This window comes from Cupriavidus sp. DF5525 (assembly GCF_040149425.2).
Lineage (GTDB): Bacteria > Pseudomonadota > Gammaproteobacteria > Burkholderiales > Burkholderiaceae > Cupriavidus > Cupriavidus pickettii_A.
On the sequence record NZ_CP168266.1, the window covers coordinates 2369672 to 2392730 of the forward strand.

Below are 23059 nucleotides of genomic sequence, written 5' to 3' on the forward strand. Positions count from 1 at the left end.
ATAACCCTGACACGGAGACACCTGATGAAGCCAACCCTGATCGCCATTGCCCTGCTCGGCATAGCGGGTACCGCGCATGCCGCCTACCCCGACCGGCCGATCAAGCTGATCGTTCCCTACGCCGCCGGCGGCACGACCGACATCATCGCGCGCATCGTCGGCACGCACCTGGGTCCGATGCTCGGGCAGCCGGTGGTGGTGGAGAACCGCCCCGGCGCCGGCGGCGCGGTTGGCAGCGCCTATGCGTCCAAGCAACCGGCCGACGGCTACACGCTGGTGATGGAGGTGGAGAGCTCGCACGCGGTCAATCCCAACGTCTACCTGAAGACCGCTTACGACCCGGTCAAAGACTTCGCGCCGATCAGCAACCTGGCCGACGTGCCCAACGTGCTGGTGGTCAACCCGTCGTTCCCGGCCACGGACCTGCAGGCGTTCATCAAGCTGCTGAAGGCAAACCCGGGCAAGTACTCGTTCGGCTCGTCCGGCAACGGTGGGCTGAGCCATATGAACGGCGAACTGTTCATGAACGGCACCGGCACGCGCATGCTGCACGTGCCGTACAAGGGCCTGGGCCCGGCGCTCAACGATGCGGTGGCGGGTCAGATCCAGGTGGTGTTCGACAATATCCCCTCGTCATCCGCCCTGATCCAGGGTGGGCGCTTGAAGCCGCTGGCGGTTGCCGCGAAGCAGCGCCTGAAGGTGCTGCCCAATGTGCCGACCTATGCCGAAGCCGGGTTGCCGGCGATGAACAACCCCTCATGGTTCGGCCTTGGCGCCCCGGCGGGCACGCCCGCACCGGTCCTCGACAAGCTCAACGAAGCCGTGCGCAAGGTGCTGGCCGAGCCGGAGGTGATCGCCGCCATCGAGAAGCAGGGCGCAATCCCGGCGCCAACCTCGCGCCAGGCCTTCTCGGACCTGGTGCGGGGCCAGAACGCGCACTGGAAGAAGGTGGTCGAGGACATCCATTTCACCAAGCTCCAGTAAGCAAGGACCAATATGAGCGAACAGCAAAACGAAGCGCACGCCGGCGTCGAGATCGACGCGCGCGGCGTTGCCACCGTCACCATCCGCGAGGCGGGTTCCCTGAACATCCTGAGCACGCCGGTGATCGCCTCGCTGACGCGCGCCATCGAAACACTGGCCGCCAATGACGCCGTGCGCGTGCTGGTGCTGCGCGGCGCGGGCGAGAAGGGCTTTGTCGGCGGCGCCGATATCAAGGAGATGGCGGCGCTGGACCGCGAGAGCGCGGAAGCCTTTATCAGCGGCCTGCGCCGCTTGTGCGACGCGGTGCGCCACTTGCCGGTGCCGGTGATCGCGCGCATGCCGGGCTGGTGCCTAGGCGGCGGGCTGGAGCTGGCGCTGGCGTGCGATATCCGCATCGCCGCCGACAACGCGCAGCTTGGCATGCCGGAAGTGAAGGTCGGCATCCCCTCGGTGATCCACGCCGCGCTGATGCCGCGCCTGATCGGCAATGCGCGCACGGCGTGGATGCTGCTGACCGGCGAGATTGCCGACGCCGCCGAAGCGTTGCAGTGGGGCCTGGTCAGCCGGGTGGTGCCGCTGGCAGAGCTGGACCTGGAAGTCGAGCGCGTGTCCGCGCTGCTGGCTGGCTTCGGCCCCGTCGCATTGCGCCAGCACAAGCGCCTGCTGCGCGAGTGGGAAGATGCACCGCTGGATGTGTCGATCAACAACAGCGTGGCCGAGTTCGGCAGCGCCTTCGACACCGGCGAGCCGCAGCAGCACATGGCGACCTTCCTGAATCGCAAGCGCTGATGCGTTGTTACGGCGCCGTGCTGGCTACGGCGCCGCCTTCGCGCGTGGCGACCACACGCGGATCGTTCAGCAGGAACTGCGCGAACGCCTCGGCAAACGCCGGCAGCTTGCCATCGGCGCGCACGATCAGGTTCAGTTCGCGCAACGCCCAAGGCTCGGCCAGCCGCACGCCGACCACGCGCGCCTCGCGCAGCGCCTGGGCCGCCACGCTGCGCGGCACCAGCGCCACCCCGACCCCGGCTTCCGCCAGCGACAGCACCGCATCGAAGCTGTGCGCGTGCAACCGCACGTTGGGACTTTTGCCCGCGCGCTGCGCCATGTCGCGCAGGAACAGGAAGTTGCTGCTGGTGCGGCTCATGCATACGAAATCAAACGCCAGCGCCGCGCCGAAGCGCACCTCCGGCTCGCGCGCGAGCGGGTGGTCGGCGGCCACCGCCAGGATCAGCTCGTCGCGCGCATAGCGCACCGAGCGCACGTTGGCGGTGTCGCCAGTGCTCTGGTAATCGCCGGCCAGGATGCCGACGTCGGCCTCGTGCGCCGCCACCGCCGTCAGGATCGACTGGCTGGCGCGTTCCTCCAGGTCGATGTTCACATCCGGGTTGGCCAGCAGGAAGCGGCTCACGCTCGGAATGATGAAGCCGTTGAGCGAGCTGCTGTTGGCCAGCAGCCGGATATTGCCCTTCAGCCCCGCCGAGAAGCGTCCGACTTCGCCATGCATGCGCTCGACGCCAAGCAGCAGTTCGCGCACGTGGACCAGCAGCGTCTCGCCGGCCGGCGTCATCTCCATGCCGCGCGCACTGCGCACGAACAGTGGCGTGCCCATCGCATGCTCGAGGTTCTTCAGCCGGTAGCTGGCGGCTGACGCGGTGATATGCGTGGCCAATGCGCCGCCGGAGAGACTTTGTGCGTCGGCAATCGCCTGGAACAGGCGCAGGTCGGTCAGTTCGTAACGCAAGGCGGTCCCGGATGTCTAAAGGGGTCAGGCGGAAGCAGGTTCGCGGCCATTCTAGTGCAGCGCGCCGCGCACGGGCGCAGCAAAACCAGGCTTTCGGTTGATGTGGACACCGCCCACTTTCTTTGCTAAGGTATTGTGGACGGCGTACACAAAAGCGTGCGCCAGTCGCCGTCGCCTGGCGGCGCACGCGCCTTGCCGATATCCACGCTGCCTTCTTCATGGCTGTCTTCCGGGGCGGCCCACTTACAGGAGTTGTCATGCAAGTCCAGCCCTATCTCTTCTTCGAAGGTCGTTGCGACGAAGCTGTCGAGTTCTACAAGAAGACCCTTGGCGCCAAGGTCAACATGCGTATGTCGTTCAAGGAGAACCCCGAGCCCCAAAAGGCCGACCCCGGCTGCCAGCCTCCGCCGGGAACGGAAGACAAGGTCATGCACATGGAGTTCCAGGTCGGCGACAGCGTGATCATGGCCTCCGACGGCCGCTGCTCGAACCAGCCGAACTTCCAGGGCTTCGGCCTGGCGATCAACTACCCTGACAAGGCCGCGGTCGAGAAGGCCTTCAACGGCCTGAAGGAAGGCGGCCAGGTGGTGATGCCGCTGGACAAGACCTTCTTTGCCGAGCAGTTCGGCATGGTCACAGACCGTTTCGGCATCATGTGGATGCTGCTGACCGCGCCAAAGTAAGCGGGATTTACGTGGGTTTCCCGGTGGGGACGCGCCCCGGGCTTACAATGCGCCGCCTGCCGGAGAAACCCAAGAGACCACGCCATGGACGACCGCATCACCGAACTCGAAATCAAGCTCGCCTTCCAGGAAGACCTGCTTGAAACCTTGAACGCCACCGTGGCCCGCCAGCAGCAGCAGATGGACCTGCTGCAGGAGCAGTTTCGCGCGCTGTACCAGCAGGTGCGCAGCGCCGCCACCACGGCCGCCGAGGCCGATCCCCAGCAGGAAATCCCGCCGCACTACTGATCGCCGCGGCCCGCTCCGGCACGGGCCCATTGGCCATGTGACGGAACGCCATCCTATGCGCGCGGTCTGACTGGCTGACTCCATCCCTTGACGCGCCTGCCAGGCGCGCACCATCCGCCACATGCGCCTGCACCCTCCCCTGTTCCTCGCCGCGGCCGCCATCGCCACCGCCACCTCCGCACTGGCCGGCTATAACGTCTGGACCGGCGAATACACGCTGAGCCGCCTGGAACTGCAGACCGCCATCGAGCAGCGCTTCCCGGCCACGCTGCGTTATGCCGAAGTGGTCAGCGTGCAGCTGAGCCATCCGCGCCTGGTGCTCGATGAGGCCAACAACCGCGTGACCACCCAGCTCGACGCGCGCCTGACCAACGCCTTGCTGCCTTCGCCGCCGGTGAACGGCAAGCTCTCGCTGAACAGCGGCGTGCGCTATGACGCGGCCAAACGCGCGGTGCTGCTCGACAACCCGACCGTGCAGCAGGTGGAAGTGGCCGGCATGGCCCAGTATCGCGAGCAGCTCAATGCGATCGGTGCGGTGGTTGCGCAGCAGTTGCTGAAGGACTATCCGGTGTACACCTTCAAGCCCGAGGAATTGCGCTTCGGCGGCCAGGAGGTGGAGCCGGGCGCGATCACGGTGGGCAAGGACGAGGTGCGGGTGGAGGTGAAGCATCGGTAGGCTACACCGGCGTGCGGCCAGCGTCCGTCCTCGCATGCTCACCCCGGCCTCAACCCCGCCCACCGCGGAACACCAGCGCGAGTCCCGCCAGCACCGCGAACATTCCCGCAATCGCCAGCGGCGCCATCCGGTTGCCCAGCAGCAGGTAATCCAGCAACGCCGTGCCAGCGGGCACCAGGTAAAACAGGCTGGTCACGTTGACCAGGTTGCCCGCGCGGATCAGCCGATAGAACAGCAGCGTCGCGCCGATCGAGATCCCAAGCGTCAGCCACAACAGCGGCAGCGCGAACGCCAGCGATGGTTCGAATGCAAAGGGCTGGAACGGCAGGCACAGCAGGCATGCCGCGAGGCTCGCGCCGTACTGCAGCGGCAGCACCTCGGCGGGCGCGCGCGTGATGCGCTTCTGCAGGATCGCGCCCACGGTCATGCTGGCGAGCGAGGCCAGCGCGCACAGCACGCCCGCCAGCGACAGCCGCGCCAGCAGCAGGCTCTCGGCCACCACCAGTGCCAGCCCTGCAAGCGCCAGCGCCAGTCCGGCCAGGCGTAGCGCGGAGAAGCGCCGCTCGGTCAGCAGCAGCGTCAGCATCGGCTGCGCGCCGAGCACGGTGGCCAGAACGCCGGGCGTCATGCCGTGGTCGAGGGCGAGGAAGTAGAAAACGGAATAGCCGCCGATCAGCAGCAACCCGGTCAGCGCCGCGTGCAGCCGTTCTCCGCGCGGCGGCAGCATCCGATGCCGCGCCAGGTCGATGGCGCACAGCACGGCAAGCACCAGCGCAAAGCGCAGCGTCAGCAGGCCGAACGGCGTGGCGTGGTCGAGCGCCAGCCGGGCGGCAATGGCGCCGCTGCTCCACAGCAGCACGAACAGCGGCGTGGCCCAGACGGAGGCCTGGTTACGTGTGTCGGTCGCTGCGCCCAATTGCGCCGCGCAGTCTTTTTCGATCGTCATGGAGGTCATCTGTCGTCAGCATGGCAGGCTCCGGCGCAGGCGTGCGCACGGGCGACGACAGGCGCGCACAGGCGTGCGGCTGCCGTGCGCGCAGGCACACGGTTGCGGAATTACCGGAGACGAGGGGGGCTGCGGTGCGTGCCCGTCAGCCGCGCAGCGGCGGCGGGGGCGGGTGCGCGCCGCCGGAGAACGGCGGCGGCGGTGCGACAGAAGCGAACGCAGGCTGGCGACGCGCGCACGGCAACGCGTCGCACGGGGGCGCGGCGTTGACGGGGCGTTGGCGGTCTGCGGTCATGGCGGGATTCGGGAAAAGACTTCGAACAGAAGGTCTGGCGATGCTATGCCTGTGCGGCGGCCGCGTCAACGGCGTCTTTCGAAATCTGTGAGCGCTGCGGCCAGCACTCAGGCCGGCGCGCCTTGCTCCAGTTGCTTCACCAGCGCCTGCAGCGCCGGCGCACAACCCGCCTCGACCTTCAGCGCGAGCATCGCATCCGCGCGCGTGGTGCCGAGATTGAGTGCCGCCGCGGGCTTGCCCATCTGGCCAGCCCACACACAGAAGCGGTAGCCGGAATAGACCATCAGCGACGAGCCCACCACCAGCATCGCGTCCGCGGCCTCCAGCGCCGCACGCGCGGCATCGACGCGTGCTCGCGGCACGGACTCGCCGAAGAAGACCACGTCTGGCTTGAGCACGCCGCCGCAGCGCCCGCACTCGGGCACGCGAAACTGCGCGAACAGCGGCGATTCGAAATGCACGTCGCCATCGGCGGCAGGCTCGGCGATCACGTCGCGCAGCGCGGCGTTCTGCGCAAGCAGCCAGTCCTGCAGGCCGGCGCGGTCATGGCGTGTGCCGCAGTCCAGGCAGATGGCGCTGGCCAGGCTGCCGTGCAGCTCGATCACGCCTTGGCTGCCGGCGCGCTGGTGCAGGCCGTCTACATTCTGCGTGACCAGTGCGGTCAGCCGCCCTTGCTCGCCGAGCCGCGACAACGCATGGTGCGCGTCATTGGGCTGCGCTTGCCACGCCACCGGCCAGCCCAGCATGCTGCGCGCCCAGTAGCGCTGGCGTCCGGCGTGCGAGCCGAGGAAAACCTGCAGCGTGATCGGCGGCGAGCGCTGCCACTGGCCGCGCGCATCGCGGTAGCCGGGGATGCCGGAGTCGGTGCTGATGCCGGCGCCGGTCAGCACGAACAGGCGTGGATGGCGCTGCACGAAGTCGAGCAGCGCGGACTCGGCGGCTTCAGCGGCCCGGGGTGAATTCAGCGGCGCGTTCAACTGGCCGGGTCCTCGGCATGGCGCGCCTCCCAGGCGCGCAGTTCCTCGCGGTAGCGGTCCAGCTCCTGGTAGTAGTAGTCGAAGATGCAGGGATCGCAGCCGGAGCCGCAGCATTCGTCATCGCCCGGGCGCTCTGGCGGCGCCGGGCGGGGGTCGTCGGGGGGCACTTGGGACACGTACGGCTCGCGAAAACAGGCAAATGGCGGATCAGCCACCAGTATATTCCCGTCGGCCACACCCCGCCTGCGCACCCCAGCCGTGCGCCGCACGTGCGCGCCGCGCCGCTCAGTGGCTGAGCAGCACCTCGCCCACCGGGATCACCAGCGCCGTGCCGGCCAGGCAGGCGATGTCGTCATCGGCAAGCCAGCGCGACACCAGCCGCGCCAGCCTGGCGCCGATGCGGTCGAGTTCGGTGGCGTCGGCCAGGTAGACGGCATCGATCACGCTCTGGTCGAACTGCAGCGCAGCGCTCATGCGGCAACGCCCGGGCGAGCCTTCCGGCTCGGCCTGCCAGCTGATGTACACCTGGCTGCCGCCACCGGGGCTGTATTCGGCCGACATCGGAAAGAGCCGGCAGGTATGCTCGCGGGTCCACTCGACAAGGGCAGTCATGGCGATTCCCCCTCTGGCGGGTCAGCGTGCCCGCCGGTGCGCCGCGTCAGCGGCTCAGTACGTGGTAGAGCCAGTCGTGCGCGCGTGCCGGCACGCCCAGCGCGCCGGCATCGATGCGCCGGCCCTGCACGCGCAGTGCGCCGCCGTGCAGGGCATCCACTGCTGCCTGGGCATCCGGGAACCTCCCCATCACGCCATTGCCCAGCATCAGCATCCAGTCCTTCTCGCGTGGGATCAGCGTGAGCTGGCCCGCGGCGGTCTGGCAAAAGAAATAACCGTACACACACCCCCCAGTAACCTTGCCTGCGTCCATCTTAGTCGTTGCGCAGGCCATGCGCGGCGCACGGCTGGCGTGGGCGCGGCGATCTGCACGCTTCCGTGCGGGGTGATGAATTGTTTTTGCACGGTGTGCCGAACACGGCCCCGAATGGGGCGTTTTGCCCGAAGATAGCCCAAGCCCCGACCCGGCCCCGGACAGGCAGGGAAACTGGCGTACACACCATTGCGCCGACAGCGGACATGACAAAACCATGAAGGCAGCCACCTCCCAATGGTTGCGCACCCTGCTGCTGCCCGCGGCCTTCACGCTGGCGGCCGGCGCAGCCGTGGCCGCGGACGTCCCATCTCCCGCCAAAGCGTCGGGCAGCGGCGCTGCCGACCCGTCCACTGCATTCGCCACGCCACTGGCCGCCGGGCGCACGCGTCCGCGCATCTGCCTGGTGCTCTCTGGCGGCGGCGCACGCGGCGCCGCCCATATCGGCGTCCTGAAGGTCCTCGAAGAACTGCGCATCCCGGTCGACTGCATCGCCGGCACCAGCATGGGTTCGCTGGTGGGCGGCGCCTATGCCACCGGCATGTCGCCCGCCGAGATGGAGCGGCTGGTCGGCGGCCTGAGCACCGACAAGATCTTCAAGGAACGCCCGCCGCGCCAGGACCTGACCGTGCGCCGCAAGCAGGATGACTTCACCAACCTGGTTACGCCGGAGATCGGCGTGCAGGCCAAGGGCCTGCTGCTGCCCAAGGGTGCGGTCTCCGGCGTGCAGCTGGAAACCGTGCTGCGCCAGCTCGCGCGCGCGCCAGGCTATCGCGACTTCGACAAGCTGCCGATTCCGTACCGGGCAGTGGCCACCGACCTCGTGGCGGGCACGCCGGTGGTGTTCAGCCAGGGCGAACTGGCCAACGTGATGCGCGCCAGCATGTCGGTGCCAGGCGCGGTGGCGCCGGCCGAGTACGAGGGCCGGCTGCTGGTCGACGGCGGGCTCACCGACAACCTCCCGGTCGGCGTGGCGCGCAGCATGGGCGCCGATATCGTGATCGCCGTGAACCTGGGCACGCCGCTGATGAAGCGCGAGGAACTGAACTCGATCATCGGCGTGACCGGCCAGATGCTCAATATCCTGACCGAGCAGAACGTGCGCGCGTCGCTGGCCTCGCTGCGCCCCACCGACGTGCTGATCGAGCCCGCGCTGGGCGAATTCTCCGCGACGGATTTCGACCACCTGCTCGCGCCCGTGCCCATCGGCGAGGCCGCCGCGCGCAAGGTGGCCGACCGGCTGGCCCCACTGGCTCTGCCGCCGGCGCAGTACGCGCAGCTGCGCGCGGTGCAGCAGGCGGTGCTGCCACCCGACACCCGCCCGGTGGACGAGATCCGCATGGCGCCGCTGCATCGGGTCAACCCGGAGTACGCCACCGCGGTGATGGAGACCAAACCTGGCGAGCCGGTCGACCAGGCCACGCTCGACCAGGACATGCGCCGCCTGTTCGGCACCGGCGACTTCGAGCACGTCAACTACGGCATCCTGGAAGAGCCCGGCAAGCGCGTGCTGGTGGTCAATGCGGTGGAGAAATCGTACGGGCCCGACTACCTGCGCTTCGGGCTCGGGCTCAGCTCGGACTTCCGCGGCGATGCGTTCTTTAACCTGGTGGGCAGCTACCGCCGCACCTGGCTGAACTCGCTGGGCGCGGAATGGCGCACCGACCTGCAGGCGGGCCAGACGTCGTCGCTGACCAGCGAGTTCTACCAGCCGCTGAACACGCGCCAGTACTTCTTTATCGCGCCGCGCATCGAGCTGGAGCGGCGCCCGGTCAATATCTTCCAGGGCAGCACGCGCATCGCCACCTACGACCTGCGGCGCTTCGACGTGGCGCTGGACGTGGGCAGCCAGTTCACCAAGTATGGCGAGCTGCGCGTTGGCGTGCAGACCGGCACCCTGGACGCCACGCTGAGCACCGGGCCGGCGGTGCTATCTCCCGGGCCGGGCGATATCCGGCGCGGCGCCATCACCGGGCGGCTGTTCTTCGACCAGCTCGACAGCGTGGACTTCCCGCGTTTCGGCTATGCGGCCTCGGCCCGGGTGTATGCCTCGCAGCCGGGGCTGGGCGCCGACGACACTTACGTCAAGGCGCAAGCCGACGGCGTCTATGCGCACTCATGGGGCAACCATACGGTTTCGCTCGGCTTCAAGGTCGGCAGCAATATTGGCGGCAATCCGCTGCCGCGATATGACTTGTTCCAGTGGGGCGGCTTCCTGCAGCAGTCTGGGTACGCCACCGGGCAACTGCTGGGCGGCAACCTGCAGTTCGCGCGGCTGATGTACTACAACAAGCTGGCACAGCAGACCCTGCTGCAAGGGGTCTATGCCGGCTTTTCACTGGAAGCCGGCCGCATGGGCGCTCCGCTGGTGCCGGGCAGCCCGACCGGGCTGCTCAAGTCCGGCTCGGTCTTCCTGGCACTGGACAGCCCGCTCGGACCGCTCTACCTCGCCTACGGCCGCGCCGCCGCGCGCACGTACAGTTTTTACCTGTACCTGGGCAAGCCGTACTGAAGCGGTGGCCGGCTGTCTGTGCGCCAGGCAACCCCCACCAAAGTTGTATGTAATGTCTTAATCCAAATGTCTATACTTTTCCTGTCACCAAGACCCCCTCTTGAATGACGACCCTTCCCCGGTCGCCGCTTCCCAGCGGTGACTTTTTTTATGGGCGTTCGCCCCGCATGCGGCGCATGGCTGCCCTTGGAAGACGGGCCCTGCGCGCGACCCTACGACGCCTATAATCCCCGCCTCGGGCCGCGCTGGCGGCCGTTCCGGCTGACATCCCCCATGCAAATCGATTTCACCCATTTCACGCCCTGGCTGTCGCTGGCCGGCGGGCTGGTCATCGGACTGGCCGCGGCGCTGATGATCCTGGGCCTGGGCCGCATTGCCGGCATCAGCGGCATCGTCGGTGGGCTGCTGATGCTGCCGCACGGCGACACCCGCTGGCGCGTCGCCTTCGTGGCGGGGCTGCTGCTGGCACCGTGGCTGGCCAACGCGCTTGGCGCGATGCCGCAGGCGCATATCGATGCAAGCTGGGGCCAGGTGCTGGCGGCGGGCCTGCTGGTCGGCATTGGCACCCGCTACGCGGGCGGCTGCACCAGCGGGCACGGCGTGTGCGGCTTGTCGCGGGGTTCAGTGCGCTCACTGGTGGCCACGCTGACCTTCATGGCGGCCGGCTTCCTGACGGTGCTGGTGCAGCGCCACCTGCTGGGTAGCTGACATGGGCGCGCTCCTTCCGACGCTGTTTGCACTGCTGGCCGGCCTGGTGTTCGGCATCGGCCTGATCGTGTCCGGCATGGCCAACCCGGCCAAGGTGCTGGGCTTCCTGGACCTGGCGGGCGCCTGGGACCCGTCGCTGGCCTTTGTGATGGCCGGCGCGGTGCTGGTCGGCGTGGTGGCGTTTGCGCTCGCGCGCCGGCGCGCTCGCTCCTGGCTGGGCCTGCCGATGCACTGGCCGACCGCCTCGGCGGTGACGCTGCGGCTGGTGCTGGGCAGTGCCGCTTTCGGCGTGGGCTGGGGGCTGGCCGGGTTTTGCCCGGGCCCGGCGCTGGTGGCGCTCGGGGCGGGCTATGCCAAGGCGTGGGGCTTTGTCGGGGCGATGTTGGGGGGCATGGCGCTCTACGAGATCGCCGAGCGCCAGCGCGGCTGAGACACCGCAGCGGGGCGACGCGGGCAGCGGGCGGCGCACAAACCCAGTCGGGAACGCATCCGGGGCTGGCCCCCGCCGCCAAGCCGGTTTAAGATTGCGCGATTATCGAACAACGACCCGAGACGCCACCCCGCCTATGGAAGTCCTCCGCCCCATCGGTCTTGGCCATGCCCAGGCCGACACCGTCCGCGTTGCCCGCCCCCAGGCCGACCTGCTGAGCAGCTTTGCCGGCGATCCCAACTTCATGCTGTCGCTGGCGCGGGGGCTGACCGTGCTGGAAGCCTTCTCGGAGCGCAAGCGCCCGCTGACGATCTCGCAGGTGGCGCAGCGCACGCAGCTCTCGCGCGCCTCGGTGCGGCGTTGCCTCTATACGCTGGAGCAGCTGGGCTACGTCAGCCAGCAGGACGGCCAGTTCGCGCTGCGCCCGCGCGTGCTGCACCTCGGGCATGCATATTTCTCGTCGACCTCGCTGGTCTCGCTGGCGCAGCCGATCCTGGACAACCTGAGCGCGCGCATCCATGAAACCTGCGCGCTGGCGATCCTGGACGGCACCGACATCCTGTACCTGGTGCGCTCCGAAGTGCAGCGGGTCCTCAACTACTCACTCGGCATGGGCAGCCGCCTGCCCGCCTACTGCACCTCAAACGGCCGGCTGCTGCTGGCGCACCAGCCCGCCACGGTGCTGGACGGCTTCTTCGAGCATGCCGAACTGCGCCCGCGCACGCTGCAGACCAAGGTCTCGCGCCAGGAGCTGGAAGCGTGCTTCGAGCGCGCGCGCGAGGTGGACTACGTGATCGTCGACGAAGAGCTGGAGCCGGGCCTACGTGCGATGGCCGTGCCGGTGCGCTCGGCCTCGGGCATCGTGCTGGCAGGGCTGAGCGTGAGCGTGCGCGCCGCACGCGTGTCGGAGGCGGAGATGATTACGCGGCTGCTGCCGCCGATGCGCGAAGCCGCCGCGGCGATCGGCCGGATGGTCGGCTCCTGATCCCTTTCCTACCTTTCTTGCGATAGCGAGCTGCGTCGCGCGCGTCGGCCCGCGCGAGCGGGCCGCTCCCGCCGGCTCAGCCGCGGTGCGCGAGTTCCAGCGAGAACACCAGCCGCTGCAGGAAGTTCTCCATGCGCCCGTCCGGATTGACGAAGGCGCAGCCGAAATGGTGGATGGCGTTGTCGTCGTGGCCCACCAGCCAGTGGCCGACCACCTGCAGGTCCAGCTCGAGCTTGCCCAGTTCGCGGAAGTCCAGCCGGCACGTGCCGACGGTGGTGCCCACCGGCAACTGCTCGTCCGTGACCGTCTTCGAACGCAGTCCCACACCTGACAGCGACAGATCGGCAATGTCCAGGCACAGCGCGGTGTTGTCCGCCTTGCGGATCTCGCAGCGGTAGCCCTTGGTCACCAGCGTGCGCGCACGGAAATGCCGCCGGCGCTGGAAGTGGTAGAGCTTCTCCGGGAAGCTGACGACAAAGGCCGGCCCCTGCTCAAAGCGCGTGGCAGCCGGCTGGCCCACCACGAAGTTGACCGGCACGCCGCGCAGCAACCCCGAGAAAGCGTTCTCTTCCGAGGTCATCAGCGACTGCCGTTCGGCATCCGCATTGCACCAGTCGAAGACAAAGGTGCGATCGACCGGATCGACCTGCAGGATCGACGTGACGAACTGGTGCCCGGTGCGCGTGCGCACGCTCAGCATGCACTTCTGCCACGACAGGTCGCGCAGCACGGTGCCGATCTGCGAGTTGTGCGTCAGCCGGTAACGCTCATCGGGCGGCGCAACGGCCTCAAGATCGGATTCGGCACCGGGTTCAGCGCCGGATCCGGCATTGGCATCGGAGGGCCCGGAGGCATCGTGCAGGGTCATGGTTCAAGCAACGTCTGGAATGGCGGGAAGCCGCCGGGGCGGGAGCGCGGCAGCAAGGTCGGCCTGCCGTCCGCGCGCCGCATGTTAAGTGCGCGCCCCTGCGTCCGGCAAGGCTCATGGCGACACCTTCGGCAAATCTGTGGCAGAACTTGAGCACAGACTTACGGGGGGTAGCGCAGGCGCCGCTTTCAGGCGTGCGGCGGCGCTGGTGAAGGGGCACCAAGCGTTGCCTGCGCCTCTTCGCGCAGCCAGGCCAGCAGCACCAGCCGGCGCGTGTCGAGCTCGAACGGCGCTGGCGATAATAAATGGTACGCCGATCCGTCGGCAACGAAGCCGAACGGCGCCGCCAGCCGGCCATCGGCAACCTCGTCGGCCGCCATCAGCTGCGAGGCCATGGCCCAGCCCAGTCCTGCAGCGGCGGCCTGCAGGCTCAGGTAGAAGTGCTCGTACCAGGCGTCGCCATCCAGCTGCAGCGAGGCCGCGGCATCCCCGCTGGCGCCCCGCCAGCGCTGCCACGCGTCGGGCCGCGTGCGCGTATGCAGCCGCACCGGCACGACCGGGGAACCGGATCCCGGCCGGCACACGGGCCCCACCCGTTCCTGCGCCACCTCGCGCGCATGCCAGCGCGTATCGAAAGCAAAGTCATCGCGCCGCAACGCCAGGTCCGCGCCGCTGCGCGCGAAGTCGATCGGCCCGCCGGCGGCCATCAGGTGCAGCGGGATATCCGGGTGGCGCGCGGCAAAGCGCGGCAGCCGCGGGATCAGCCAGCGCATGGCGACGGTCGGCTCGCACGACAACACCAGCGCGCGCCCCGGCGGCTGCGTGCGGATGCGCGCGGCGGCGCCGGCCAGCACCTCCATGGACTGCGTGGCGGCGGCAAACAGCGTGCGCCCGGCCTCGGTCAGGAAGACGCCGCGGTTGCGCCGCTCGAACAGCGCCACGCCCAGTGTCTCTTCCAGTTGCCGGATCTGCCGGCTGACCGCGCCATGGGTCAGGTGCAACTCCTGCGCGGCGCGGACAAAGCTCTCGTGGCGCGCCGCGGCCTCGAAGAATCGGATCCAGCCCAGCCAGTGCATCGGTCAGTTTTTCTCACGAATTTGCGCGAGTATATATCGGTTGTGGTGGCGTGGATCGTTACGCAGAATTGGGTACGCTTGGATCGGCCGATGTGCCGATCTGTAGATAACTGCAACTAAACCTGACAGAAAATGATCCCAATCGCTGAATTGCTGGCGGTCGCCGCCGTGACCGTGCTCGCCGTCGTCAGTCCCGGCCCGGACTTCGCCATGGTCACCCGCAACAGCTACCTGTACGGCCGGCGCGCGGGCCTGCTGAGCGCCCTGGGCATCGCACTCGGCGTACAAGTGCATGTGCTCTATACGATGTTCGGAGTGGCGGTGCTGATGGCGCACGCGCACAGCGTGCTGACGGCGGTGAAGGCGCTGGGCGCGGCGTACCTGGTGTGGATCGGCATCCAGACGCTGCGCAAGCGGCAGGCGCTGGCGGTGGACCTGCAGGGCGCGCGAGCGCTGCAGCCACTGGCCGCGCTGCGCATGGGCTTCCTGACCAATGCGCTGAACCCGAAAACCACGCTGTTCGTGGTCAGCACCTACACGCAGGTGGTCGATGCGCACACGCCAGTGCCGGTGCAGTTCGGCTATGGCGCCTTCATGTCGGTGGCCCACCTGGCCTGGTTCAGCCTGGTGGCGTGCGTGTTCACCGCGCCGGCGCTGCGCGCGGCGATGCTGCAGCGCCAGCGGCTGCTGGACCGCACCATCGGCTCGGCGCTCTGCGGGCTGGGGGTGGCGCTGGGGTTCAGCAACCTGGCGTAGGGGCTGCCGGCATCAGCGGCCACGCTGCTTGCACCAGGTGCTGGGGGCCCTGCGGGCTGAGCCGGCTTTCGAACAGCACCACGCGCTGCACGGCCCACGGCTCGCTCGCCAGCACGCGCTGCGTATCGAGCCAGCCGCGCAGCACGCTTTCCGGCACCGATGGCCGGCACCGGGCCAGCGTCAGGTGCGGATGGAAGCGCCTGCGCTCCGGCACGATGCCCGTGCCATCGGCCAGCGCTTGCCCGACCGATGCGTGGAGCGCGCGCAGTGCGTCCAGGCCTGGCCCGGGCGCGAGGCCGGCCCAGAGCACCGCACCCTGGCCGCTGCGAAAACGCCCGGTACCGAGTGCCTGCAGGGAGAACTCGGGCGCGCGAATCCGGTCGAGTGCGGCTTCGACAGGCCCGGCAAGCGTTTCGGACTCGCCCAGGAAGTGCAAGGTCAGGTGGACCTGCGCCGCCGGGACCGGCCGGATGCCGCTGGCCGCCGGCAGGGTCGACAGCAGCCGTGCCGCCCGTGCGGGCGGGACTTCCACGGCGATGAACAGACGCGGCATGGCGAGCGCTCGACGGATGGCTGCGCGCTCAGTCCGGGACCAGCGCGAAGTCAGCCGGCACGAGCGCCGCCGCCGCGCGCATCACCGGCAGCTGCTGCGCGGCGCCGAGGCCTTCGCGTTGCAGCAAGGCGCGCTTGCGCTCAACGCCGCCGGCATAGCCGGTCAGCGCGCCGGCGCTGCCCAGCACGCGGTGGCAGGGCACGATCACCGACAGCGGATTGCGCCCCACCGCGCCGCCGACGGCGCGCGCATGCGTCGGCGGCAGCCCCAGCATGCGCGCGAGTTCGCCATACGACGCAGTCGCGCCGCACGGGATCGCCTGCAGCGCTTGCCATACGCGTTGTTGGAAGGCGCTGCCGGTGATGCGTACCGGCACGGTAAAGCTGTCGCGGCGGCCGGCGAAGTACTCCGCCAGTTCAAGCGCCGCGCGGTCGAGCACTGCGGCTTCGGTGGGCGGCACCTCGCGGCTGTCGGCGATGCCCTTGGGATGGTATTTCTGCCCTGCAAAGTAGACACCGGTCAGGTATGTGCCTTCGGCGCGAAGCAATATGGTGCCCAGGGGGCTGTCGATATGGCGATAGCTGGTCATGGGATGGTCTCCGGTTCGGTCGCTGCGGCGTCTTCCGGCTGCGCGGCCGCGTTGTCCTTCAGCGCCTCATAGCGATGCCACAGGTGAATGGCCGCGTACGCGCGCCATGGCGCCCATTGCGCGGTGCGTTCGTGCATCGCGCGCACGGTGCTGACGCCCAGCACCTTGCGCAGCGCGTAGTCGGTGCCCGGGAACGCATCCGGCCAGCCCAGCGCGCGCATCGCGACATACTGCGCGGTCCAGTCGCCGATGCCGTCGATGGCGCGCAGCGCGGCCACGGTCTGCTCCGGCGGCGCGTGGGCATCGAGCGCCAGCGTGCCGTCTGCCACGCGCTGCGCCAGCGCCTGCAGCGTGCGCGCCTTGCCGGCCGGCACGCCGGCGTCGCGCAGCGTCTGCGGCGACAGCGCGGCAAGGGCCGCGGCCGTGGGAAATGCAAAGCGCAGTCCCGCCGGTGCGGTGTCCGGCAGCGCCTGCCCGGCGCGCGCGGCGAGCGCGCCCAGGATGCGCCGCGCGTGGACCACCGAGATCACCTGCCCCACCACCGCGCGCACCGCGATCTCGAAACCGTCGACGCTGCCCGGCAGCCGCATGCCCGGCACCGCCTGCGCCAGCTCGCCCAGGTGGCGGTCGACCACATCGGGGCGGCAGCCCAGGTCGCACAGCCGGCGCACCTTGCCCAGCGCCTGCGGAATCACGCGCGCCAGCGACGCCGACAGCGTCACGCGCAGCACCAGCCGGCGCGTCACATGCTCGATGCGCACCCAGCCGACATGCGTGCTGCCGCCGGCCTCCACCTGCAGCGTGCGCGCGTAGGCGCCGTCACGGACCTGTTCGATGCCATCGACCGCACGCGTGGCCAGGAAGCCCAGCCATGCGTCCCACGCCAGTGGCGGCCGGTAGCCCAGCTCGAACACCAGCCGGTCGGCGACGCCTTCGGCGGCGCGGCGGCGCAGTGCCACCGGGGTCAGCCCATAGCGCGTCTTCAGCACATCGTTGAAACGGCGCACGCTGCCGAAGCCCGCCGCCAGCGCCACCTCCGTCACCGGCAGCGCGGTATCGGCCAGCAGCCGCTTGGCCAGCAGCAGGCGCTGTGTCTGCGCGTACTCCAGCACCGACACGCCGAACTGCGCATCGAACAGGCGCCGCAGGTGACGCTCGGTGACGCCGATGCGCGCGGCCAGCGCGGCCACGCTGCCTTCGGCCATGAAGCCTTCGTCGATCAGCGTGGCCGCGGCCTGCGCCAGCCGGCCCGAGATATCCGCCAGCCCGTGCCCGGGCGCCAGCTCCGGACGGCAGCGCAGGCAGGGGCGGAAGCCGTGCTTCTCGGCCGCCGCGGCGCTTTCATAGAAGCTGCAGTTCTCGCGCTTGGGGGTACGTACGGCGCACACCGGCCGGCAGTACACGCCAGTTGACGACACGCCCACGAAGAAACGCCCGTCGAAGCGGCGGTCATGCGACGCCACGGCCTTGTAGCAGGTATCGGGATCGAGGTTCATGATGGCATGCTACCGCTTCAGGCGCGCGCGTACCCGCTGGATTCGGACATTTCCCTCTGGCATGCGGGCGTGGGCTGCGGCACAGTTGGAGGCATAGGCAGCGGCTAGAATTGCACTTCACGCCAATGCCCGCGCCGGCCCGCCGACTTCCCTTGCGGCCCCGGCCTACGGCTCTACCGGAGACGCCATGCGCCGTTTTGCCCTGCACTTGTCCGTGATCGCCGCGCTGGCCAGCGTGCCCGCGCTGGCGCAGCCTGTGCAGACGCCGGCCGCCACCGCGGCGGCGCGAGCACAGCAGGTCGCATCGGTCGAAGGCATCACCGAATACCGCCTGCCCAACGGGCTGCGCATCCTGCTGGCGCCGGACGCGGCCAAGGCCACCACCACGGTCAACATCACCTACCTGGTCGGCAGCCGCCACGAGAACTATGGCGAGACCGGCATGGCCCACCTGCTCGAGCACCTGTTGTTCAAGGGCACGCCGTCGCTGCCAGGCAAGACCATCCCGACCGAGTTCGCGCGCCGCGGCATGAGCGTGAACGGCACCACCGCGCAGGACCGTACCAACTACTTCGGCACCTTCAGCGCCAACGACGACAACCTCGACTGGGCACTACGCACGGAGGCCGACCGCATGGTCAACAGCGTGATCTCGCGCGCCGACCTGGACAGCGAGATGACCGTGGTGCGCAACGAGATGGAAATGGGCGAGAACAGCCCGGGGCGCATGCTGACGCAGCAGACCATGGCCGCCGCCTACCGCTGGCACAACTACGGCAAGGCCCCGATCGGCGCGCGCAGCGATGTCGAGCACGTCAGCATCGACAGCCTGCGCGCCTTCTACCGCCGCTACTACCAGCCCGACAATGCGGTGCTGGTGGTGGCCGGCAAGTTCGATCCCGCCGCCACGCTGACTCGCATCGAGCGCTACTTCGGGCCGATCCCGCGCCCGACGCGCGTGCTGCCGCCCGAGCATACGGTCGAGCCCGCGCAGGAAGGCGCGCGCGAGCTGGTGGTGATGCGGCCCGGCGACAACAGCCTGGTCGCCGCGCAATACCACGTCAGCCCGGGTGCGCATCCGGACAGCACGGCGCTCTCGCTGCTGACCATCATCCTCGGCGACACGCCGGGCGGGCGGCTGTACAAGGCGCTGGTGGAGCGCGGCCAGGCCGTGTCGGTCGGCACCGCGCTCTATGCGATGAAGGACCCGGGCGCACTGCTGCTCATGGCCGAGACGTCCAAAGACCAGCCGCTCGCGGCAGCGCGCGCCGGGCTGATCACGCAGGTCGAGGGCTTTGCCGAGGCGCCCGTGACCGAGGCCGAGCTGGAACGCGCGCGCGTGCGCATGCGCAACGCGTACGAGCACTACATGAACGATCCCGGCGCACTCGGCGTGGCGCTGTCCGAGGCCATCGCCAAGGGCGACTGGCGCCTGTTCTTCGTCGCGCGCGACCGCATCGAGACCACCACGCTGGCCGACGTGCAGCGCGTGGCGCTGAACTACCTGCAGGCCTCGAACCGCACCGTTGGCCTGTTCGTGCCCGCCGAGCAGCCGAAGCGCACGCAGGTGCCGGCGGCGCCGGACGTCGCGGCGATGGTCAGCAACTACCAGGGCAGGCCGGCACCGGCCGCGGTAGCGCCGTTCGACCCCAGCCCCGCCAATATCGAGGCCCTCACCACGCGCCAGACGCTCGCAAATGGCATGCAGCTCGCACTGCTGCCCAAGCCCGCGCGCGGCGACGTGGTGCACGGCGTGCTGGTGCTGCGCATGGGCGACGTGCAGAGCCTGCAAGGGCTGACTACGGTCGGTGCGCTGACGGCATCGATGCTCCGGCGTGGCGCGGCCGGCATGGACCGCCAGCAGATTTCAGACCGTATCGAGGCACTGCGCGCGCGCGTCGGCATCTTCGGCGGCTCCGAACGCGTGACGGTCAGCTTCGAGACGCGCCGCGCGCAACTGCCCGAAGTGCTGGCGCTGCTGCGCGATATCCTGCGCGCACCGACCTTCCCCGAAGCGGAGTTCGAGACGCTGCGCAAGACCAGCGTCGCCGAGATCGAGAGCACCCAGCGCCAGCCGGGCGTGATGGCGTCCAACGCGCTGGGCCGCCACGGCGACCCCTATCCCTCAGGCGACCCGCGCCACACCCGCACCTTTGCCGAGAGCATCGCCGACCTGCAGGCCGCCACGCTGGCGCAGGTGCGCGACTTCCACGCGCGCTTCTACGGGGCCGGCAACGCACAGCTGAGCCTGGTGGGCGACTTCGATGCACAGGCCGCCGCGACGCAGGCCGCGCAGCTGTTCGGCGACTGGACAGCACCGCAGCCCTATGCGCGGGTGGACCGCCCCTTCGTGCCGATCACGCCGGCCGAGTTCACCCTGTCCTCGCCTGGCAAGGCCAACGCCGTGTATCTCGCTTCCACGCCGATCGACCTGACCAACGACTCGCCGGACTATGTGCTGATGATGATCGCCAACCGCGTGCTCGGCGGCGCCAGCCTGCGCGGCCGGCTGGCCGACCGGCTGCGCCAGCAGGAAGGGCTGAGCTATGGCGCGAGCAGCTGGGTGCAGGTGGGCGCGCTCGACCGCGCGGGGCGCTTCGGCTTGCAAGCGCAGTACGCGCCGCAAAACCTGCCGCGCGTGCAGCGCGCAGTGACGGAAGAACTGGAGCACTTCGTACGCGACGGCATCACGGGGCAGGAACTGGCCGAAGCCGTCAGCGGCCTGCTGCAGCAAGGCATGGTCAGCCGCAGCAGCGATGCGGCGCTGGCCGGCACGCTGGCCAACCAGCTCTACCTGGGCCGCACCATGGCCTTCACCGCCGAACTCGAAGAACGGTTGCGCAACGCCACCCGGGAAGCAGTCAACGCCGCCATCCGCCGCTATATGCAGCCCGGCGGGCTGTCACGCGTGTATGCGGGCGACTTCAGCGGCGCGGCGGCGCAGGCCGGCGCCGCCAGCAACGCCGCGGGCGGGAACGCGGGCAATGCAGCAGGGGCAAACCAGGGCAACGAAGCCACCGGCGCCACACCGGCTGCGCGCCCGTGACATACATACGTTCGAAACAATATTCGGCTGCACTGGCGGGTGTCGCGAGCGTGGTAAGCGCAGTAAGCGCGATAAGCGCGCGATAAGCGCAAGGCCGACCGGGTGCGGCGCGAAACAATGTGCGATTGCTGGCGCCGCTGCGGCGCAAGGCCCTTGCCGCGACCCCGGGTTGACTGTATATTCGTACAGTATAAGTCGATATAAGAGGTGTGGATGTCAATCGTGCGAGCTGGCAGCAAGGCAGAAGCGCTCAGGCTTCTGTCCTCGGAAGACGTGCTGGCGCTTGAGCTGGACTACGAGACCGGATGGCAGGACGCCGTCGAACTCGGCAGGCTCGGAGAAAAGCGCGGTATCAAGGTGCAGTATCGCGGGCAAGAAAGCATTGCCGTCCGTTCCCGCGAAGCCCTGATCGAAGGGCTGGCCAAACCCAAGACCACGTTCCGTCAACGCAACCTGTATTGCCAGTTCGATCTCGGCACGCTGGCGGACCATGAACTGCTCGACCTCGAAGCCAAGGCTACGCGGCTCGGAGACTATATCCTCGCGGGCCACCTGCTGCGCGATGTCGATGGCGTGTGGCCGCCGCAATAGGCGGCATTCGGACACGTCCGCCTTCCGCAAAAAGAAAAGCCGCCATGCAGGCGGCTTCGCTTCGTCATAACTGTAATTTTTTAGCTCGCGCTGAGCACCAGCACAGCGCGCATTGCCCCTGACGGCACGATCAGTGCCACACCCGCGCGGCATTGGCCCAGCGCGCCGCACAGGACTGCGCCACCGCGGGCTCAAGCGTCTCGCTGCTCACATCCGCCGGCGGCGTGGCCGCGGCGTACTCCAGCGCGCTGCGCCACAGCACCGCCGACACCAGCGTCTTGCATTGGCGCCGCTCGCCATGCGCGAGTGCCAGCAGGCGCTCGTAGCCTTCCATCACGATCAACCGGTCACCGTGGCGCGGATGCAGTTCGAGCGTGTACAGGTGGTCGCACTCGCACTGCAGGCGCCCGCCGCTGACCGCGACCACGATGGCGCCGGGCAGCGCGATGCCGCTGGCCTGCACTTCGCCACGCAGGCGCGCCAGGTGCGCATGCGCGCGCGGATCACGTGCCGCCGCCAGCTCCGCCGGCATGGCGCTGAGCGTCATCAGCTCGGCGGGCGACACCGCCAGCGTGTACGCCTGCAGCGTCGGGCGATAGGTCGCCACCACGGCGCGCAGCCGGTGCGGCGCGCCGCCGTCATGCCCTGCCAGCAGCGGGCCGGCCGGCTCGCGGATCTGCAAATCGTTCATGTCGACTCCTGCGGCACCGGGCCGTTGCATTCTCAGTCGCGCAGCAGTTGCTTGGCGATGATCACTTGCTGGATCTGCGTGGTGCCTTCGTACAGGCGCAGCAGGCGCACGTCGCGGTAGAAGCGTTCGGCCTTGTACTCGGCGATATAGCCGGCGCCGCCGTGGATCTGCACCGCGCGGTCGGCCACGCGGCCGACCATCTCCGTACAGAACATCTTGGTGCACGAGGCCAGCATGCTCACTTCCGGGTCGCTCTTGCCGGCGGGCTTGGCGTCATAGCGCTGGGCGCAGTCGCGCACCATCGACAGGCCGGCATAGAGCTCGGCCTGGCTGTCGGCCAGCATCGCCTGGATCAGCTGGAAGTCGCCGATGGGCTTGCCGAACTGCTTGCGCTCCTTGGCATACGCCACGGCGTCGGTGATCAGGCGATGGGCCATGCCGCAGGCCAGCGCGGAGATGTGCAGGCGGCCGCGGTCGAGCACCTTCATCGCGGTCTTGAAGCCCACGCCCGGCACGCCGCCAATGATGTTGGCCGCCGGCACGCGCACATTCTCGAGCACCACGTCGCAGGTCTTGGTGCCGCGCTGGCCCATCTTCTTGTCCGGCTTGCCCAGCGAAATGCCCGGGGTGTCGGCCGGCACGATAAAGGCCGAGATGCCCGACGCGCCCGCGCCGCCGGTGCGCGCCATCAGCGTGAAGGCGCCGGCGCGCGGCGCGTTGGTGATAAAGCGCTTGGTGCCGTTGATGACGTAGTGGTCGCCGTCCAGCTCGGCCTTGGTCTGCAGCGAGGCCGCATCCGAGCCGGCATTGGGCTCGGTCAGCGCGAACGAGATGATCAGGTCGCCGCTGGCGATGCGCGGCAGGTAGTTCTGCTTCTGCTCTTCGGTGCCATCCATCAGGATGCCCTGCGAGCCGATGCCGACATTGGTGCCGAACACCGAGCGGAAGGCAAAGGCGGTATGGCCCAGGTCGTAGACCACATCGCATTCCTGTGCCATCGACAGGCCGATTCCGCCGTAGTTCTCGGGGATGGAGATGCCGAACAGTCCCATCTCCTTCATGTCCGCGACGATCTCGGCGGGCACGTCGTCGGTTTCTTCGAGCGTGTCCTCGGCGGGCTTCAGGCGTTCATCGATGAAGCGCTGCACCGAGGCGCGCAGCAGTGCAAAGGATTCTTGGTCAAGGGCCATGGTGATTCTCCGGGTCAAGCCAGTACGTCAGTCTGGCCGCCAATGGTACG

General features: G+C 68.9%; 25 protein-coding genes. 12 read left to right on the top strand and 13 right to left on the bottom strand.

Features of this window, described 5'->3' with window-relative positions:
* The first annotated feature begins 24 nt into the window (after window positions 1-24).
* Both ABNX08_RS32030 and ABNX08_RS32035 read left to right on the top strand, forming a co-directional pair.
* On the top strand, window positions 25-984 hold the full coding sequence (locus ABNX08_RS32030) for a tripartite tricarboxylate transporter substrate binding protein (RefSeq protein ID WP_022539820.1): 960 nt from the start codon (window positions 25-27) through the stop codon (window positions 982-984).
* Window positions 985-996: 12 nt separating this feature from the next.
* Complete coding sequence (locus ABNX08_RS32035) at window positions 997-1773, top strand: enoyl-CoA hydratase (RefSeq protein ID WP_022539821.1); 777 nt, start codon at window positions 997-999, stop codon at window positions 1771-1773.
* Between the two features lie 7 nt (window positions 1774-1780).
* On the opposite strand, the gene ABNX08_RS32040 is transcribed toward ABNX08_RS32035, so the two are convergent.
* The gene (locus ABNX08_RS32040; protein WP_022539822.1) at window positions 1781-2728 is read right to left on the bottom strand and encodes a LysR family transcriptional regulator; all 948 of its coding nucleotides are present in this window, start codon (window positions 2726-2728) and stop codon (window positions 1781-1783) included.
* Window positions 2729-2985: 257 nt separating this feature from the next.
* On the opposite strand from ABNX08_RS32040, the gene ABNX08_RS32045 reads away from it, so the two are divergent.
* The 3 genes from ABNX08_RS32045 to ABNX08_RS32055 all read left to right on the top strand — a co-directional run bounded on the left by ABNX08_RS32045 (window position 2986) and on the right by ABNX08_RS32055 (window position 4375).
* On the top strand, window positions 2986-3411 hold the full coding sequence (locus ABNX08_RS32045) for a VOC family protein (RefSeq protein ID WP_022539823.1): 426 nt from the start codon (window positions 2986-2988) through the stop codon (window positions 3409-3411).
* Window positions 3412-3495: 84 nt separating this feature from the next.
* Entirely contained in the window at window positions 3496-3699 is a 204-nt protein-coding gene (locus ABNX08_RS32050) for a SlyX family protein (RefSeq protein WP_022539824.1), read from the top strand.
* Window positions 3700-3820: 121 nt separating this feature from the next.
* A complete protein-coding gene (locus ABNX08_RS32055; RefSeq protein ID WP_022539825.1) occupies window positions 3821-4375 on the top strand; it encodes a DUF1439 domain-containing protein in 555 nt (184 codons plus the stop codon).
* A 49-nt stretch (window positions 4376-4424) separates the two neighbouring features.
* On the opposite strand, the gene ABNX08_RS32060 is transcribed toward ABNX08_RS32055, so the two are convergent.
* The 5 genes from ABNX08_RS32060 to ABNX08_RS32080 form a co-directional block, all read right to left on the bottom strand.
* A complete protein-coding gene (locus tag ABNX08_RS32060) occupies window positions 4425-5321 on the bottom strand; it encodes a DMT family transporter (protein WP_041681874.1) in 897 nt (298 codons plus the stop codon).
* Window positions 5322-5723: 402 nt separating this feature from the next.
* Window positions 5724-6593, bottom strand: coding sequence for an NAD-dependent protein deacetylase (locus ABNX08_RS32065; RefSeq protein ID WP_022539827.1), 870 nt, complete (start codon window positions 6591-6593; stop codon window positions 5724-5726).
* Entirely contained in the window at window positions 6590-6769 is a 180-nt protein-coding gene (locus tag ABNX08_RS32070; RefSeq protein ID WP_051370045.1) for an oxidoreductase-like domain-containing protein, read from the bottom strand. The genes ABNX08_RS32065 and ABNX08_RS32070 overlap by 4 nt, the downstream gene beginning before the upstream one ends.
* 109 nt (window positions 6770-6878) lie before the next feature.
* Complete coding sequence (locus ABNX08_RS32075; RefSeq protein WP_022539829.1) at window positions 6879-7205, bottom strand: hypothetical protein; 327 nt, start codon at window positions 7203-7205, stop codon at window positions 6879-6881.
* 46 nt (window positions 7206-7251) lie between these two features.
* On the bottom strand, window positions 7252-7518 hold the full coding sequence (locus tag ABNX08_RS32080) for a hypothetical protein (RefSeq protein WP_349605168.1): 267 nt from the start codon (window positions 7516-7518) through the stop codon (window positions 7252-7254).
* 217 nt (window positions 7519-7735) lie between these two features.
* Here ABNX08_RS32080 and ABNX08_RS32085 point away from each other — a divergent pair, with 217 nt between their 5' ends.
* From ABNX08_RS32085 to ABNX08_RS32100, 4 genes are all read left to right on the top strand, one after another.
* Complete coding sequence (locus ABNX08_RS32085; RefSeq protein WP_022539831.1) at window positions 7736-10030, top strand: patatin-like phospholipase family protein; 2295 nt, start codon at window positions 7736-7738, stop codon at window positions 10028-10030.
* A gap of 273 nt (window positions 10031-10303) precedes the next feature.
* Window positions 10304-10738 carry a YeeE/YedE family protein gene (locus ABNX08_RS32090; RefSeq protein WP_041681875.1) on the top strand — a complete coding sequence of 145 codons (435 nt, stop codon included), beginning with the start codon at window positions 10304-10306 and terminating at the stop codon, window positions 10736-10738.
* 1 nt (window position 10739) lies between these two features.
* Entirely contained in the window at window positions 10740-11168 is a 429-nt protein-coding gene (locus ABNX08_RS32095; protein WP_022539833.1) for a DUF6691 family protein, read from the top strand.
* Between the two features lie 136 nt (window positions 11169-11304).
* On the top strand, window positions 11305-12153 hold the full coding sequence (locus ABNX08_RS32100; protein ID WP_022539834.1) for an IclR family transcriptional regulator C-terminal domain-containing protein: 849 nt from the start codon (window positions 11305-11307) through the stop codon (window positions 12151-12153).
* Window positions 12154-12229: 76 nt separating this feature from the next.
* On the opposite strand, the gene ABNX08_RS32105 is transcribed toward ABNX08_RS32100, so the two are convergent.
* Together ABNX08_RS32105 and ABNX08_RS32110 are read right to left on the bottom strand one after the other, a co-directional pair.
* Entirely contained in the window at window positions 12230-13021 is a 792-nt protein-coding gene (locus ABNX08_RS32105) for a flagellar brake protein (protein ID WP_022539835.1), read from the bottom strand.
* 188 nt (window positions 13022-13209) lie between these two features.
* Entirely contained in the window at window positions 13210-14097 is an 888-nt protein-coding gene (locus ABNX08_RS32110; RefSeq protein ID WP_022539836.1) for a LysR family transcriptional regulator, read from the bottom strand.
* A 132-nt stretch (window positions 14098-14229) separates the two neighbouring features.
* Here ABNX08_RS32110 and ABNX08_RS32115 point away from each other — a divergent pair, with 132 nt between their 5' ends.
* Window positions 14230-14853, top strand: a complete 624-nt coding sequence (locus ABNX08_RS32115; RefSeq protein ID WP_022539837.1) for a LysE family transporter — start codon at window positions 14230-14232, stop codon at window positions 14851-14853.
* On the opposite strand, the gene thpR is transcribed toward ABNX08_RS32115, so the two are convergent.
* The 3 genes from thpR to ABNX08_RS32130 are packed head-to-tail and all read right to left on the bottom strand — an operon-like array spanning window position 14837 to window position 17491.
* Entirely contained in the window at window positions 14837-15406 is a 570-nt protein-coding gene (gene thpR / locus ABNX08_RS32120) for an RNA 2',3'-cyclic phosphodiesterase (RefSeq protein WP_022539838.1), read from the bottom strand. The two genes, ABNX08_RS32115 and thpR, sit on opposite strands and share 17 nt — an antisense overlap.
* A gap of 28 nt (window positions 15407-15434) precedes the next feature.
* The gene (locus tag ABNX08_RS32125) at window positions 15435-15995 is read right to left on the bottom strand and encodes a methylated-DNA--[protein]-cysteine S-methyltransferase (protein ID WP_022539839.1); all 561 of its coding nucleotides are present in this window, start codon (window positions 15993-15995) and stop codon (window positions 15435-15437) included.
* The gene (locus ABNX08_RS32130; protein WP_022539840.1) at window positions 15992-17491 is read right to left on the bottom strand and encodes an AlkA N-terminal domain-containing protein; all 1500 of its coding nucleotides are present in this window, start codon (window positions 17489-17491) and stop codon (window positions 15992-15994) included. Before ABNX08_RS32130 ends, ABNX08_RS32125 begins: the two co-directional genes overlap by 4 nt.
* A gap of 187 nt (window positions 17492-17678) precedes the next feature.
* Here ABNX08_RS32130 and ABNX08_RS32135 point away from each other — a divergent pair, with 187 nt between their 5' ends.
* Both ABNX08_RS32135 and ABNX08_RS32140 read left to right on the top strand, forming a co-directional pair.
* Entirely contained in the window at window positions 17679-20537 is a 2859-nt protein-coding gene (locus ABNX08_RS32135; protein WP_022539841.1) for a pitrilysin family protein, read from the top strand.
* A gap of 213 nt (window positions 20538-20750) precedes the next feature.
* Window positions 20751-21128, top strand: a complete 378-nt coding sequence (locus tag ABNX08_RS32140; protein WP_041681876.1) for a hypothetical protein — start codon at window positions 20751-20753, stop codon at window positions 21126-21128.
* Window positions 21129-21258: 130 nt separating this feature from the next.
* Here the strand turns inward: ABNX08_RS32140 and ABNX08_RS32145 are convergent, their stop codons facing one another.
* Complete coding sequence (locus tag ABNX08_RS32145; protein WP_022539843.1) at window positions 21259-21819, bottom strand: hypothetical protein; 561 nt, start codon at window positions 21817-21819, stop codon at window positions 21259-21261.
* A gap of 32 nt (window positions 21820-21851) precedes the next feature.
* On the bottom strand, window positions 21852-23009 hold the full coding sequence (locus ABNX08_RS32150) for an acyl-CoA dehydrogenase family protein (protein WP_022539844.1): 1158 nt from the start codon (window positions 23007-23009) through the stop codon (window positions 21852-21854).
* Between the last annotated feature and the right edge of the window lie 50 nt (window positions 23010-23059).

Bases quoted from the DNA above. Each gene is read 5' to 3' on its own strand.
- ABNX08_RS32030 (WP_022539820.1), top strand. From the start codon at position 25: ATGAAGCCAACCCTGATCGCCATTGCCCTGCTCGGCATAGCGGGTACC.
- ABNX08_RS32035 (WP_022539821.1), top strand. From the start codon at position 997: ATGAGCGAACAGCAAAACGAAGCGCACGCCGGCGTCGAGATCGACGCG.
- ABNX08_RS32045 (WP_022539823.1), top strand. From the start codon at position 2,986: ATGCAAGTCCAGCCCTATCTCTTCTTCGAAGGTCGTTGCGACGAAGCT.
- ABNX08_RS32050 (WP_022539824.1), top strand. From the start codon at position 3,496: ATGGACGACCGCATCACCGAACTCGAAATCAAGCTCGCCTTCCAGGAA.
- ABNX08_RS32055 (WP_022539825.1), top strand. From the start codon at position 3,821: ATGCGCCTGCACCCTCCCCTGTTCCTCGCCGCGGCCGCCATCGCCACC.
- ABNX08_RS32060 (WP_041681874.1), bottom strand. From the start codon at position 5,321: ATGACGATCGAAAAAGACTGCGCGGCGCAATTGGGCGCAGCGACCGAC.
- ABNX08_RS32075 (WP_022539829.1), bottom strand. From the start codon at position 7,205: ATGACTGCCCTTGTCGAGTGGACCCGCGAGCATACCTGCCGGCTCTTT.
- ABNX08_RS32080 (WP_349605168.1), bottom strand. From the start codon at position 7,518: ATGGACGCAGGCAAGGTTACTGGGGGGTGTGTGTACGGTTATTTCTTT.
- ABNX08_RS32085 (WP_022539831.1), top strand. From the start codon at position 7,736: ATGAAGGCAGCCACCTCCCAATGGTTGCGCACCCTGCTGCTGCCCGCG.
- ABNX08_RS32090 (WP_041681875.1), top strand. From the start codon at position 10,304: ATGCAAATCGATTTCACCCATTTCACGCCCTGGCTGTCGCTGGCCGGC.
- ABNX08_RS32095 (WP_022539833.1), top strand. From the start codon at position 10,740: ATGGGCGCGCTCCTTCCGACGCTGTTTGCACTGCTGGCCGGCCTGGTG.
- ABNX08_RS32100 (WP_022539834.1), top strand. From the start codon at position 11,305: ATGGAAGTCCTCCGCCCCATCGGTCTTGGCCATGCCCAGGCCGACACC.
- ABNX08_RS32105 (WP_022539835.1), bottom strand. From the start codon at position 13,021: ATGACCCTGCACGATGCCTCCGGGCCCTCCGATGCCAATGCCGGATCC.
- ABNX08_RS32110 (WP_022539836.1), bottom strand. From the start codon at position 14,097: ATGCACTGGCTGGGCTGGATCCGATTCTTCGAGGCCGCGGCGCGCCAC.
- ABNX08_RS32115 (WP_022539837.1), top strand. From the start codon at position 14,230: ATGATCCCAATCGCTGAATTGCTGGCGGTCGCCGCCGTGACCGTGCTC.
- thpR (WP_022539838.1), bottom strand. From the start codon at position 15,406: ATGCCGCGTCTGTTCATCGCCGTGGAAGTCCCGCCCGCACGGGCGGCA.
- ABNX08_RS32125 (WP_022539839.1), bottom strand. From the start codon at position 15,995: ATGACCAGCTATCGCCATATCGACAGCCCCCTGGGCACCATATTGCTT.
- ABNX08_RS32130 (WP_022539840.1), bottom strand. From the start codon at position 17,491: ATGAACCTCGATCCCGATACCTGCTACAAGGCCGTGGCGTCGCATGAC.
- ABNX08_RS32135 (WP_022539841.1), top strand. From the start codon at position 17,679: ATGCGCCGTTTTGCCCTGCACTTGTCCGTGATCGCCGCGCTGGCCAGC.
- ABNX08_RS32140 (WP_041681876.1), top strand. From the start codon at position 20,751: ATGTCAATCGTGCGAGCTGGCAGCAAGGCAGAAGCGCTCAGGCTTCTG.
- ABNX08_RS32145 (WP_022539843.1), bottom strand. From the start codon at position 21,819: ATGAACGATTTGCAGATCCGCGAGCCGGCCGGCCCGCTGCTGGCAGGG.
- ABNX08_RS32150 (WP_022539844.1), bottom strand. From the start codon at position 23,009: ATGGCCCTTGACCAAGAATCCTTTGCACTGCTGCGCGCCTCGGTGCAG.